Below are 11,750 nucleotides of genomic sequence, written 5' to 3' on the forward strand. Positions count from 1 at the left end.
CGCCCTTGGGCGCCGTTTTTCTTTACTGCTTCTGCTGGTTCTTCAGCAGGTCGCGGATCTCGGTGAGCAGCTCCTGGTCCTTGGTCGGCGCCGGCGGCTCGGCCGGGGCGGCGGCCTCCTCGCGCTTGAGGCGGTTGATCACCTTGACCCCCATGAAGATGGCGAAGGCGACGATGACGAAGTCCAGCACGGTCTGGATGAACTTGCCGTAGCTCAGCATCACGGCCGGGATATCGCCCTCGGCGGCCTTGAGGGTGATGGCCAGGTCGCTGAAATCGACCCCGCCGATCAGCAGGCCGATCGGCGGCATCACCACGTCACCGACGAAGGAGCTGACGATCTTGCCGAAGGCGGCACCGATGATGATGCCGACGGCCATGTCGACCACGTTGCCCTTGACCGCGAAGGCCTTGAATTCGCTGAGGATGCTCATGTTTCACTCCCTGGGTTTCTGGTTATGTCGTCCAGTGTAAGGGCTAAGCGGGGTAATGCACCTCGGGCAGGTTCTCGAAACCGGGCTTGGCCAGCAGGTAGCCCTGGAACAGCTCCACCCCTATCTGGCGCAGGCAGTCCAGCTCGGCGGGGGTCTCGATGCCCTCGGCGATGACGCGGATGCCGAGCTTGCGGCACATCTCCAGGGTGGTTTCGACCAGCACCTGGCGTACCCGGTCGCCATCCACGCCGCGGATAAGATCCATATCCAGCTTGATCAGGTCCGGCTGGAAGTCGGCCAGCAGGTTGAGCCCGGCGTAGCCGGCGCCGAAGTCGTCGATGGCGGTCATGAAACCCTGCTGGCGGTAGGCGCGCAGGATGCCGGTGAGGTGCGGGATATCCAGCACCTGTTCCTGCTCGGTGACCTCGAAGATGATGCGGTCGAGCGGGAAGTTGCAGCGCGCCGCCGCCTCCAGGGTGGCGCGGATGCAGGTTTCCGCGCGGTACACGGCATTGGGCATGAAGTTGATCGAGACCATGGCCGGCACCTGCAGGCGCGCGGCCCACTCCACGGCCTTGATCCGGCAGCTCTGGTCGAAGGCATAGCGGTTGTCGCTGTCGACCCGCGCCAGCAGGCTGCCGGCCGACTCGCCGGCGCTGCCGCGGACCAGGGCCTCGTGGGCGAATACCTGGCGGCGCTGCAGGTCGATGATCGGCTGGAAGGCCATGCTGATGGGGAAGTCCAGTCCCTTGCCATCACGGCAAGCGGAACAACCTGGGTTTGTAGTCATGGAGCGGCTCTCGCTGGATTTGTCCCAAGCTAAGCAAAAAAAGCCCGGGCTGTCTCCTCCGATCCCGGTGCCGTCCTCATCCGCCGGCACCATTGGCCTTGCGCAGACGTTCGGCGATCTGGTCCTTGAGCGCCACCCGCTCGTTCTTCAGGGCTTGCAGGGCCAGGTCGTCGAGGGCCTGGCGGCCGTCCTCTATCTCGTAGATGCGCCTGTCCAGGCTCTCGTAGTGCTGCGCCAGCTGGGCGAAGTGCGCATCGCTGGCGTGCAGGGCCTGCAGCTGCTGGCGGTATTCGGGAAACTCGCGGGACAGCGGGTGGTGTTCGAGGGGCATGGCGTTCACTCCCTGCGGGTGCATGTCCTGTCAGCCTAGCTCAGTAGCCGCCAGCGGCAGCGCCGAGATGGCGGGCGGTCGGCTTGATCCGGGTCAATGGCCCGGATGCGGCGCCCGGTTAGGGTGGGGGCATTGACCTCAGGAGCCTGCACCATGCATGTCGAACACCACCCGCTGATCAAGGATTTCCCCGAGCTGCGCGAGCAGCTGCATCACCTGCGCCAGGACGACGCGGAGTTCGCCCGCCTGGCCGAGGAATACGAGGCGCTGGACAAGCGCATCTGCCGCATCGAGGAGGGCAGCGAGCTGCTCGACGATGCCGGCCTGGGGCTGCTCAAGCAGGCCCGCGTCGGCCTCAAGGATCAGCTGGCGCGCCGTCTCAAGCGCGCCGCCGGGCAGTGCTGTGGCTGTGGCAATGGCTGCGCGGGTCAGTGAGCGGCAGGGCCGATCAGGTAGTTGAGCAGCTCCGGTTCGTCGTCCAGGGCGATCTGCCGTACCGGCCGCACTAGCTCCGCCAGGACCTGGCGCCAGAAGGCCACGGCCACCCGGTCGTCGGGGTAGCAACGTACCAGCCAGGTCTGCCCGTCGCTCAGCACCTGCTGCGCCAGGGCGCGGCCGATGCCCTGGCGGCGGTACTTCTTGAGGATGAACAGGTCGGCGAACTCCAGAGCGTCCAGCCCCGGCAGTTCGCTGCGCTCGATCAGCAGGAAGCCGGCGATGAAGCCGTCCGCCAGGATCAGGCTGGCGCTCCACTGCGGCTCGTTCCAGTAGCGCCGCAGGTGCGGCTCGTGGACATAGAAGCGGCCGTCCGTCTCGACCTCTTCCCCCTCCCAGTCGGAGCTTTCGTAGGCGTAGTACTGGTAGAGGTTGGCGATCAACGGGAGTTGGTCAATGCTGGTGGGGTGAAGTTCTATCTGCATCAGTGATCCTCGTTCAGGACCCATTATCACCGCTTTGGCGTGGAGGAGGCTTTGATGAAGCTGGCACTGCTGTGGGCCTCTGTGCTGATGACCTGGTCGCTCACGGCCAGTGGCGAGGTCGGCAGCCTGCCGCCTGCCGAACTGAGCGCGGCGGAGAAGTCCGAAGTGGACGCCATGGTGCTGCCGGTGCCGCCGGCCTGGATCGGCGACCTGGATGGCATGCGCGCCAGCCGTACGGTGCGCATCCTGGTGCCGCACAGCAAGACCTTCTATCAGGTCGACCGCGGTCAGCAGGAAGGCGTGGTCTACGAGTACGGCAAGGCCTTCGAGAAGTGGCTCAACCAGCATCGCCCGCTGGGCCAGAAGTCGCAGCGCTGGCAGGTGATGTTCATCCCCACCGCGCGCAATGAATTGCTGCCCAAGCTGTTGTCCGGGCACGGCGATATCGCCGCCGGCGGCCTGACCGAGACCGAGGGGCGACTGAAGACCGTGGATTTCACCGACCCGGTCTATTCCGATATTCGCGAGGCCGTGGTCAGCGGCCCCAGCGGCCCCGTGCTGGAGCGCATCGAGGATCTGGCCGGGCAGGAAGTCTATGTACGGCCTTCGAGCAGCTACTTCGAACACCTGGTGCAGCTCAACGAGCGTTTCAGGGCCCAGGGCCTGGAATCGGTCAAGATCATGCCGGCCAACGAGAACCTGGAGACCGAGGATCTGCTGCAGATGGTCAATGCCGGCCTGTATGGCATCACCGTGGCGGATCGCCATATCGCCAACCTGTGGCAGCCGCTGTACAGCGACCTGCGGATTGCCGAGACCTTCTTCCTCAACGAGGGCGGCAAGCTGGGCTGGGCGATCCGCAAGGGCAGCCCGCAGCTCATGGAGGCGCTGAACACCTTCGGCAAGGGCCACAAGATCGGCACCGAGTTCGGCAACATCATGCTGCGGCGCTATTTCCGCAATAGCGATCGCATCCTCAATGCCACCTCCGAGGCGGAAATGCGCAAGTTCAAGGCGCTGGTCGGGCTGTTCGAGAAGCACGCCGGCACCTATGAGTTCGATCACCTGCTGCTGATGGCCCAGGGCTTCCAGGAGTCGCAGCTGGATCAGGGCGCGCGCAGCCGGGCCGGGGCGGTCGGCGTGATGCAGCTGTTGCCGAGCACGGCCAAGGAGCTGGGCATCCAGGGTGTAGAGAGCAGTGCCGATCGCAATATCGAAGCCGGCAGCAAGTACCTGCGGCTCATCGCCGACACCTACCTCAAGGACGCCGAGATCACCCCGGTCAACCGCCTGCTGCTCAGCTTCGCCGCCTACAACGCCGGCCCCGGCAATCTGATGAAGTTCCGCCGTCTGGCAGAGAAGTCCGGGCTTGACCCGAATGTCTGGTTCGGCAATGTCGAACAGGCCGCCGCGCGGATCGTCGGGCGCGAGACAGTGGATTACGTGGGCAACATCTACAAGTACTACGTGGTCTACAAGCTGGCCGAGCAGAGGCTGCGCGAGCGCCAGGCCGCCGCCCCGCCCGAGCGTCCCTGAACGCGCCGCGCTATGATCGGCGCTTTTCCAGCGGGCGGAGAGTTCCATGGCCAAGGCCAAGCGCATGTATGGCTGCACCGAGTGCGGCGCCACCTTTCCCAAGTGGGCCGGGCAATGCGGCGAGTGCGGGGCCTGGAACACCCTGACCGAGACCGTGATCGAGAGCGGTGGCGCCGCGGCACCCTCCGGGCGTGGCGGCTGGGCTGGGCAGCAGGCGCAGATCAAGACCCTGGCCGAGGTCAGCGTCGAGGAGGTGCCGCGCTTCTCCACCGTTTCCGGCGAGCTGGACCGGGTGCTCGGCGGCGGCCTGGTGGACGGCTCGGTGGTGCTGATCGGCGGCGACCCCGGCATCGGCAAGTCGACCATCCTGCTGCAGACCCTGTGCAATATCGCCCAGAGGCTCCCTGCGCTGTATGTGACCGGCGAGGAATCGCAGCAGCAGGTGGCCATGCGCGCGCGGCGCCTGGAGTTGCCGCAGGACAAACTCAAGGTGATGACCGAGACCTGCATCGAATCGATCATCGAGGTGGCGCGCCGCGAGCAACCCAAGGTGATGGTGATCGACTCGATCCAGACCATCTTCACCGAGCAGCTGCAATCCGCCCCCGGCGGCGTGGCCCAGGTGCGCGAGAGCGCGGCGCTGCTGGTGCGCTACGCCAAGCAGAGTGGCACGGCGATCTTCCTGGTCGGCCACGTGACCAAGGAAGGCGCCCTGGCCGGCCCGCGCGTGCTGGAGCATATGGTCGACACGGTCTTGTACTTCGAGGGTGAGTCCGACGGCCGCCTGCGCCTGCTGCGCGCGGTGAAGAACCGCTTCGGCGCGGTCAACGAGCTGGGCGTGTTCGGCATGACCGACAAGGGCCTCAAGGAAGTCACCAACCCCTCGGCGATCTTCCTCACCCGCGCCCAGGAAGCGGTGCCCGGCAGCGTGGTGATGGCCACCTGGGAAGGTACCCGGCCGATGCTGGTGGAGGTGCAGGCGCTGGTCGACACCAGCCATATGGCCAACCCCAAGCGCGTCACCCTGGGCCTGGACCAGAACCGCCTGGCCATGCTGCTGGCCGTGCTGCACCGGCATGGCGGCATCCCCACCTACGACCAGGACGTGTTCCTCAACGTGGTCGGCGGGGTCAAGGTGCTGGAGACTGCTTCCGACCTCGCGCTGATGGCGGCTGTGATCTCCAGCCTGCGCAACCGCCCGCTGCCGCACGACCTGCTGGTGTTCGGCGAGATCGGCCTGTCCGGCGAGATCCGCCCGGTGCCGAGCGGCCAGGAGCGCCTCAAGGAAGCCGCCAAGCACGGCTTCAAGCGCGCCATCGTGCCCAAGGGCAATGCGCCCAAGGAATCGCCGAAGGGCCTGCAGGTGATCGCCGTGACGCGCCTGGAGCAGGCGCTGGACGCGTTGTTCGAGTAAGGCCCTGCGGCGCTCTGTCGCTGTTTCGCCCTGGCCGCCTTTGCCGCAGGTCAATTATTCGGCACTGGCCGAGCGCGAGCATGGCGTCATGTTCATGACAAGGAGATGGCCCATGTTCCTGTTCTTCGACTTCTTCGCCAGAACCCTCAACTACGAGCCTGGGCGCCCGTGCGACAGCATCGAACAGCGCCGCGAGGCAAGCCTGGGCGCGCGTCGGGTACAGGCCCGGCGCTGGTGGCAGAAGCCGGTGGCCGCGCCGCGCCAGCGCTAGGTGGGGAGCAAGGCGCCGGCCTGGTGGCCGGTGCGCTCAGTCTTCCTCGCCGAGGGCGGCCAGTTCGCGCTCCAGCAGGCTTTCGTCGCCCAGGTTGAGCTCCACCAGGCGGCGCAGGTGGCTGATCGATTCCAGGTCGATATGCCGGCAGACGAAGCCGAGCAGGTCGTCGCGGGTGCGGGTCAGCACCACTTCCATCTGCAGGCGGGTCTCGGCATCCAGGTTGATGGTGGCGTCGAACGGCAGGTGCGGATCGCCGTTCCAGTCACGCGGGCGTTTGACCAGCAAGCCCTTGAGCGACACATCGTGCAGCGCAACCGTCCAGCGCCGCTCACCCTGGGCGAGCTCGGTGGCGGCGTCGAAGGCGATGCGCTGGAAGCGCCGACGCTCGGTGGTCGTATCACTCATGACGGGTTTCCTCTGTGGTTTTGTCCACTATAGCCAAGCCTCGCCCCGGATGCTCTGCCGGCCGCCGATACGAAAAAGCCCGGCGGGTGCCGGGCTTTTCCTGTCGCGTCAGGCTCAGTTGCCGTAGACCGGGAACTTGGCGCAGATCGCCTTGACCTTCTCGCGCACCGCGTCGACCACGGACTCGTCGCCCATGTTCTGCAGGATGTCGCAGATCCAGCCGGCCAGCTCCTTGCACTCGGCTTCCTTGAAGCCGCGGGTGGTGACGGCCGGGGTGCCGATGCGCAGGCCGGAGGTGACGAAGGGCGAGCGCGGGTCGTTCGGCACGCTGTTCTTGTTCACGGTGATGTAGGCGCGACCCAGGGCGGCGTCGGCATCCTTACCGGTGATGTCCTGCTTGATCAGCGAGAGCAGGAACAGGTGGTTCTGGGTGCCGCCGGAGACCACGTCGAAACCGCGCTCGATGAACACGCTGGCCATGGTCTGGGCGTTCTTCACCACCTGCTGCTGGTAGGCCTTGAACTCGGGCTGCAGGGCTTCCTTGAAGCAGATGGCCTTGGCGGCGATCACGTGCTCCAGCGGGCCACCCTGGGCACCCGGGAAGACCGCGGAGTTGAGCTTCTTCTCGATCTCCTCGTTCTTGCGCGCGAGGATCAGGCCGCCGCGCGGGCCGCGCAGGGTCTTGTGAGTGGTGGTGGTGACCACGTCGGCGAAGGGCACCGGGTTCGGATAGACACCAGCTGCCACGAGACCTGCAACGTGAGCCATATCGACGAACAGGTAGGCACCGACCTTGTCGGCGATGGCGCGGAAGCGGGCGAAGTCCAGCACCTGGGAGTAGGCGGAGAAGCCGGCGACGATCATCTTCGGCTTGTGCTCGACGGCCAGGCGCTCGACTTCGTCGTAGTCGATCAGGCCGGCGTCGGTGATGCCGTACTGCACGGCGTTGTACAGCTTGCCGGAGGAGGACACGGAGGCACCGTGGGTCAGGTGGCCGCCGTGGGCCAGGCTCATGCCGAGGATGGTGTCGCCGGCCGAGAGCAGGGCCAGGTAGACGGCGGCGTTGGCCTGGGAGCCGGCGTGCGGCTGGACGTTGGCGTAGTCGGCGCCGAACAGCTGCTTGGCGCGGTCGATGGCCAGCTGCTCGACCACGTCGACGTACTCGCAGCCACCGTAGTAGCGCTTGCCCGGGTAGCCTTCGGCGTACTTGTTGGTCAGCACGCTGCCCTGGGCTTCCATCACCGCCGGGCTGGTGTAGTTCTCGGAGGCGATCAGCTCGATGTGCTCTTCCTGGCGCTGGGCTTCCTGCTCCATGGCGGCAAAGAGTTCGGCATCGTAGCGGGCAATGGTCAAATCACGGCTGAACATGGTGGTCACCTGATCTATCAGCGGGCGGTAAAAGGGAGGCGCGCATTCTACCCGATGTGCCGCGCCCTGGCACATGAAAGGCGGTCAAGTGGCGGACAAGCGGTGTTCACCCTGCGCCGGCGCGGGCCGTTCAGCTGAGCACGAACAGGGCGTTGCCGCCGAACAGCGCCTCGAACTGGGCGGCCGCCATGGGCTTGCCGAACAGGTAGCCCTGCACCTCGTCGCAGCCGTGCTCGCGCAGGAAGTCCAGCTGCTCCTGGGTCTCCACGCCCTCGGCGATCACCGCCAGGTTCAGGCTGTGGGCCATGGCGATGATGGCGCGGGCGATCTGCGCGTCCTGCTCGCCGCCGGGCACCCCGTCGACGAAGCTGCGGTCGATCTTCAGCACGTCGATGGGGAACTGCTTGAGGTAGTTGAGCGAGCTGTAGCCGGTGCCGAAGTCGTCCACCGCGATGCACAGGCCGAGCTTCTTCAGGCTGGTCAGCATCTGCAGGGTCTCGCCGACGTCGCGCATCAGGATCGACTCGGTCAGCTCCAGCTCCAGGCAGGCCGGCGGCAGGCCGCTGTCACGCAGGATGCGGGAGATGCGCATGCCCAACTGGCCGTCGCCGAACTGGCGGGCCGACAGGTTCACCGAGACCTTGGGCACGCGCACCCGGGCCTCGTGCCAGGCCTTGAGCTGGCGGCAGGCCTCGGTGATCACCCAGTCGCCGACCTGGACGATCAGGCCCAGCTCCTCCAGTACCGGGATGAACTCGTTGGGTGCCACCAGGCCACGGCGCGGATGGCTCCAGCGCAGCAGCGCCTCGACGCCGGTCAGGCGCTTGCCATCGCCGGACAACTGCGGCTGGTAGTAGAGCTGGAACTGGCCCTGCTCCAGGGCGTGGCGCAGGTCGCTCTCCAGTTCCAGGCGCTGCAGCGCGGTGGCGTTCATCTCCGCCTGGTAGAACTGGAAGTTGTTCTTGCCGCGCTCCTTGGCGTGGTACATGGCGGTGTCGGCGTTCTTCATCAGCTGGCTCAGCTCGTCGCCGTCCTGGGGTGCCAGGGCGATGCCGATGGAGGCGGTGACGAAGAACTCGCGGCCCTGCAGGACGAACGGTTGGGCTAGGCTTGCGAGGATCTGCTCGGCCACGTGGATGGCCCGGTTCAGCGCGCCCTCGCGGGTGTTGCGCGGTTGCAGCAGCAGGGTGAACTCGTCGCCGCCCATGCGCGCCACCGTGTCGTCCTCGGCGACGCAGGCGGCCAGGCGCACGGCCACGTCCTTGAGCATGCGGTCGCCGGCGGCATGGCCGAGGGAGTCGTTGATCGGCTTGAAGCGGTCGAGGTCGAGGAACATCAGCACCACCCACTCGGCGTGCCGTTCGGCGTGCTGCAGGGCGGTGTGCAGGCGGTCCTGGAACAGGGTGCGGTTGGGCAGCAGGGTCAGGGCGTCGTAGTAGGCCAGGCGGTGGATGCGCTGCTCGCTGGCCTTGCGCTCGCTGATGTCGTTGAAGAAGCACACGTAGCTGACCAGGTCGCCGTCGTCGTCCTGCACCGCGGTGATGCCGACCCAGGCCGGGTACTGCTCGCCGTTCCTGCGCTTGAGCCACAGCTCGCCTTCCCAGCTGCCCTGCTGGTTGAGCTGGGCGAGGATGTAGGTGAGCTGCGCCGCCTGCTGGCGGTCCGCGGTGAGCATGCGCGGCAGCTGGTCGAGCACCTCGGCGCCGGCGTAGCCGGTGATGCGCTGGAAGGTTTCGTTGATGCGCACGATGTAGCCGGCCGGGTCGGTGACCAGGATGGCCGCGGTGGAGTGCTCGAACACCGTGGCGGCCATGCGCAGGTCGCGCTCGGCGCGGCGCTGCTGGGTGATGTCGCGGCCGATGCCGAGTACGCCCTCGAAGCGCTCCTGCTCGTCCCACATCAGGGTCAGGCGCATCTCCACGGTGATCTTGCGGCCGTCGGCGCGCAGGCAGTCGAAGACGAAGGGCTTGCCGCTCAGGCGTTCCTGCAGGCCGAGCAGCTTGTCGTGCTCGCCGAGGGATTGGCGCAGCTCCTCGATCAGCTGCAGCAGGCTGGCCAGCTGGCGCGGGTTGGCCACGGTGCCGAGCAGGCCGTTCTCCAGCAGCCATTCCGGGCTGTAGCCGAAGAAGGCCTGCGACGAGGGGCTGACGTAGTTGATCTGCAGCTCGCTGTTGCTGGACAGGATCACGTCGCTGATGCTTTCCGCCAGCAGGCGGTAGCGCCGTTCGCTGTCGCGCAGGCTGGCCTGGGCGGCGATCTCGCCGGTGATGTCCTTGGCCACGCCGATCAGACGGCTGACCCGGCCGTGGCGGTCGCGGCTGAGGGCGTGCTCGCGGATCTCGAACCAGTGCCAGCTGCCGTCGCGGTGCTGCCAGCGCAGCTGGCACTGCAGCAGCTGGCCATTGCCGACCACCTTCTGCAGGTTGCGCATGCGCTGGTACAGCTCGACGTCGTCCGGGTGGAGGATCTTCTCCCACAACCTGTCGCCCAGCTGGCGCAGCTCTTCCTTGCTGTAGCCGAGGTCGGGCCCCAGGCGGTTGTTGCTGAACAGCACCCGCAGGTTGCTCATGTCGTGCACGTAGAGGGTGTCCGGCACCGCACGCAGCACGTCGGACCAGAAGCGTTCGCGCTCGACCAGCGACAGCTCGACGCGCTTGCGGCTGGTGATGTCGTGGATGCTCAGGGTCACCGCGCGCAGCTCCTCGCGCCGGCGCGGCAGCTGCAGGGTCAGCCAGAGATAGCGCTCGTGCCCCTGCGGGGTCTTCATGCGGCTCTCGACCATCATGTCGCGGTTGCCGTCGAGCAGGGCGCAGATCAGTGCATGGCGCGAGCCGCCCGGGCGCAGCGGGCTGCCGCCGATCAGGTGGCCCCAGACCTCGTCCGGGCTGTCCAGGCCGAGCAGCTGCAGCGCCACCCGGTTGACCTCGCTGACGCGCACCTGCCCGAGCAGCTCGGCATGACGCCGTTCGTCCTGCTCCAGCCAGGGCAGCAGCTGGGCGCTGTGGCGCAGGCCCTGTGCCTCGAGGTAGTCGCGCAGGTCGAACAGGTCGAGCACGCACAGCGCCACACCGCTGCCCTCGAAGATGTCCTGGTAGCGCCGGCGAGTGTCCTGCAGCACGCGCAGGTTCTGCTGGCGCTCGGTGACGTCGCGCAGCACCCAGGCCCGGCCGGGCTCGGGGTTGTCGGTGTAGAGGGCGTGGCAGGTGGCGTCGAACAGGCGGGTGCGGCCGTCCTGCAGCAGCTCGATGGGCTCGCCCTGCTCGTGGAAGCTGTTGTCCAGCCAGGGTTTGAGTGCCGGCAGCAGCTCCAGCAGGTGCATCTGGCTGGCGCCGGCCAGGTCCAGGCCGAACATCTGTTCGGCACGCGGGTTGAGGTAGCTGATGCGACCGTCCGGCTGGGTGACCAGCACGCATTCGTCGATGGCGCCGAGGGCGCCGATGGCGTCCTCCAGGGAGCGCCGCGACAGCGCATGGTAGGCGTGCAGGCTGCGCTGTTCGCGCAGCAGGCCGAACAGGGCGAGCAGGGCCAGGGCGGCGCAGAGAATGAACAGCAGCAGCTTGCCGGCCTGCAGGGGCAGCAACTCGCTGCGCAGGCGCGCGGCATCGAACAATGCCTCGATGCGCCAGTCGCTGCCGGCCACGGGCAGCTGGGCGATGCTCTGTTGCCGGCTGCTGGCGCGCTGCTCGGTCGTCGCTGCCGGCAGGCGCAGCAGCGTCTGTGCACTGTGTACGTCCTGCAGCAACCAGGGCAGGTCGGCCGGTTGTTGCGGCAGCCAGTTGCCCAGGGCCGCCGGGCGCAGGCGGACCAGCCAGCTGCCCGCGGCCTGCGGCTGGGCCAGGCGCAGCAGGATCAGCCCGCCGGCCTGCGCCGAGTAGGTGTAGTGATAGGGCTGGCGCGCAGATTGGGCCAGGTCGCTGCTGCCCGGGGCGCTGTCGGCCAGCACCCGGCCACTGGCGTCCAACCAGGCCAGGCTGTGCAGTGCCGGGTAGATGCCGCGCAGATTCTGCAGCAGCTGCGGCAGCCCGGCAGCTGGCGGCGGCGTGGCCGCGTGGCTGGCCAGGAAGGCCTGTCCGGCTTCGGCCTTGAGCCGCAGCACCAGGGACAGGTGATCGCGCAGCTGGCTGGCATGCTCGAGGCTGCGCTGGCGCTGGCCATCTTCGAGCTGCCGCGTCTCCTGGTGCAGCTGCCACAGCAGCAGGCCCAGCATCAACGCCACCAGCAACGCCAGGGCACCCTTCAGCGAGCCGCGCGCGGGGCGGGCGAGCGGGTCGCTGAAGGG

The 11,750-nt window shown here is 67.3% G+C and carries 11 protein-coding genes; 4 read left to right on the forward strand and 7 right to left on the reverse strand.

Translation table 11 applies throughout. The features are described from left to right. Window positions 1–22: 22 nt before the first annotated feature. From mscL to DMO17_RS16410, 3 genes are all read right to left on the reverse strand, one after another. Window positions 23–433, reverse strand: coding sequence for a large-conductance mechanosensitive channel protein MscL (gene mscL / locus DMO17_RS16400; RefSeq protein ID WP_110683543.1), 411 nt, complete (start codon window positions 431–433; stop codon window positions 23–25). Window positions 434–476: 43 nt separating this feature from the next. After that, window positions 477–1,223, reverse strand: coding sequence for an EAL domain-containing protein (locus tag DMO17_RS16405; protein ID WP_110683544.1), 747 nt, complete (start codon window positions 1,221–1,223; stop codon window positions 477–479). Between the two features lie 76 nt (window positions 1,224–1,299). Further along, a complete protein-coding gene (locus DMO17_RS16410) occupies window positions 1,300–1,554 on the reverse strand; it encodes a YdcH family protein (protein WP_110683545.1) in 255 nt (84 codons plus the stop codon). A 153-nt stretch (window positions 1,555–1,707) separates the two neighbouring features. Between DMO17_RS16410 and DMO17_RS16415 the strand changes: the two genes are divergently transcribed. Beyond that, the gene (locus tag DMO17_RS16415; protein ID WP_110683546.1) at window positions 1,708–1,989 is read left to right on the forward strand and encodes a YdcH family protein; all 282 of its coding nucleotides are present in this window, start codon (window positions 1,708–1,710) and stop codon (window positions 1,987–1,989) included. Here the strand turns inward: DMO17_RS16415 and DMO17_RS16420 are convergent. Beyond that, window positions 1,983–2,474, reverse strand: coding sequence for a GNAT family N-acetyltransferase (locus DMO17_RS16420; RefSeq protein ID WP_110683547.1), 492 nt, complete (start codon window positions 2,472–2,474; stop codon window positions 1,983–1,985). The genes DMO17_RS16415 and DMO17_RS16420 overlap by 7 nt on opposite strands. A 54-nt stretch (window positions 2,475–2,528) precedes the next feature. On the opposite strand from DMO17_RS16420, the gene DMO17_RS16425 reads away from it, so the two are divergent. The 3 genes from DMO17_RS16425 to DMO17_RS19735 all read left to right on the forward strand — a co-directional run bounded on the left by DMO17_RS16425 (window position 2,529) and on the right by DMO17_RS19735 (window position 5,695). Next, window positions 2,529–4,010: an MltF family protein gene (locus tag DMO17_RS16425; RefSeq protein ID WP_110683548.1), complete on the forward strand. Its 1,482-nt coding sequence runs from the start codon at window positions 2,529–2,531 to the stop codon at window positions 4,008–4,010. A 46-nt stretch (window positions 4,011–4,056) separates the two neighbouring features. Continuing rightward, window positions 4,057–5,424, forward strand: a complete 1,368-nt coding sequence (gene radA, locus DMO17_RS16430) for a DNA repair protein RadA (RefSeq protein WP_110683549.1) — start codon at window positions 4,057–4,059, stop codon at window positions 5,422–5,424. Window positions 5,425–5,536: 112 nt separating this feature from the next. Continuing rightward, entirely contained in the window at window positions 5,537–5,695 is a 159-nt protein-coding gene (locus DMO17_RS19735) for a hypothetical protein (RefSeq protein ID WP_181418803.1), read from the forward strand. A 36-nt stretch (window positions 5,696–5,731) separates the two neighbouring features. Here DMO17_RS19735 and DMO17_RS16435 read toward each other — a convergent pair whose 3' ends face one another. The 3 genes from DMO17_RS16435 to DMO17_RS16445 form a co-directional block, all read right to left on the reverse strand. Beyond that, the gene (locus DMO17_RS16435; RefSeq protein ID WP_110683550.1) at window positions 5,732–6,103 is read right to left on the reverse strand and encodes a PilZ domain-containing protein; all 372 of its coding nucleotides are present in this window, start codon (window positions 6,101–6,103) and stop codon (window positions 5,732–5,734) included. A gap of 114 nt (window positions 6,104–6,217) precedes the next feature. Further along, on the reverse strand, window positions 6,218–7,471 hold the full coding sequence (gene glyA / locus DMO17_RS16440; RefSeq protein ID WP_110683551.1) for a serine hydroxymethyltransferase: 1,254 nt from the start codon (window positions 7,469–7,471) through the stop codon (window positions 6,218–6,220). A 130-nt stretch (window positions 7,472–7,601) separates the two neighbouring features. Further along, window positions 7,602–11,678, reverse strand: coding sequence for a bifunctional diguanylate cyclase/phosphodiesterase (locus DMO17_RS16445; protein ID WP_110683567.1), 4,077 nt, complete (start codon window positions 11,676–11,678; stop codon window positions 7,602–7,604). Between the last annotated feature and the right edge of the window lie 72 nt (window positions 11,679–11,750).

The organism is Aquipseudomonas alcaligenes, from assembly GCF_003205495.1.
In the GTDB taxonomy this organism is placed as follows: domain Bacteria; phylum Pseudomonadota; class Gammaproteobacteria; order Pseudomonadales; family Pseudomonadaceae; genus Aquipseudomonas; species Aquipseudomonas alcaligenes_B.

What these genes read in the sequence shown, in the direction of transcription:
- mscL (WP_110683543.1), bottom strand. Translation starts at nt 433, where the DNA reads ATGAGCATCCTCAGCGAATTCAAGGCCTTCGCGGTCAAGGGCAACGTG.
- DMO17_RS16405 (WP_110683544.1), bottom strand. Translation starts at nt 1,223, where the DNA reads ATGACTACAAACCCAGGTTGTTCCGCTTGCCGTGATGGCAAGGGACTG.
- DMO17_RS16410 (WP_110683545.1), bottom strand. Translation starts at nt 1,554, where the DNA reads ATGCCCCTCGAACACCACCCGCTGTCCCGCGAGTTTCCCGAATACCGC.
- DMO17_RS16415 (WP_110683546.1), top strand. Translation starts at nt 1,708, where the DNA reads ATGCATGTCGAACACCACCCGCTGATCAAGGATTTCCCCGAGCTGCGC.
- DMO17_RS16420 (WP_110683547.1), bottom strand. Translation starts at nt 2,474, where the DNA reads ATGCAGATAGAACTTCACCCCACCAGCATTGACCAACTCCCGTTGATC.
- DMO17_RS16425 (WP_110683548.1), top strand. Translation starts at nt 2,529, where the DNA reads ATGAAGCTGGCACTGCTGTGGGCCTCTGTGCTGATGACCTGGTCGCTC.
- radA (WP_110683549.1), top strand. Translation starts at nt 4,057, where the DNA reads ATGGCCAAGGCCAAGCGCATGTATGGCTGCACCGAGTGCGGCGCCACC.
- DMO17_RS19735 (WP_181418803.1), top strand. Translation starts at nt 5,537, where the DNA reads ATGTTCCTGTTCTTCGACTTCTTCGCCAGAACCCTCAACTACGAGCCT.
- DMO17_RS16435 (WP_110683550.1), bottom strand. Translation starts at nt 6,103, where the DNA reads ATGAGTGATACGACCACCGAGCGTCGGCGCTTCCAGCGCATCGCCTTC.
- glyA (WP_110683551.1), bottom strand. Translation starts at nt 7,471, where the DNA reads ATGTTCAGCCGTGATTTGACCATTGCCCGCTACGATGCCGAACTCTTT.
- DMO17_RS16445 (WP_110683567.1), bottom strand. Translation starts at nt 11,678, where the DNA reads ATGCTGGGCCTGCTGCTGTGGCAGCTGCACCAGGAGACGCGGCAGCTC.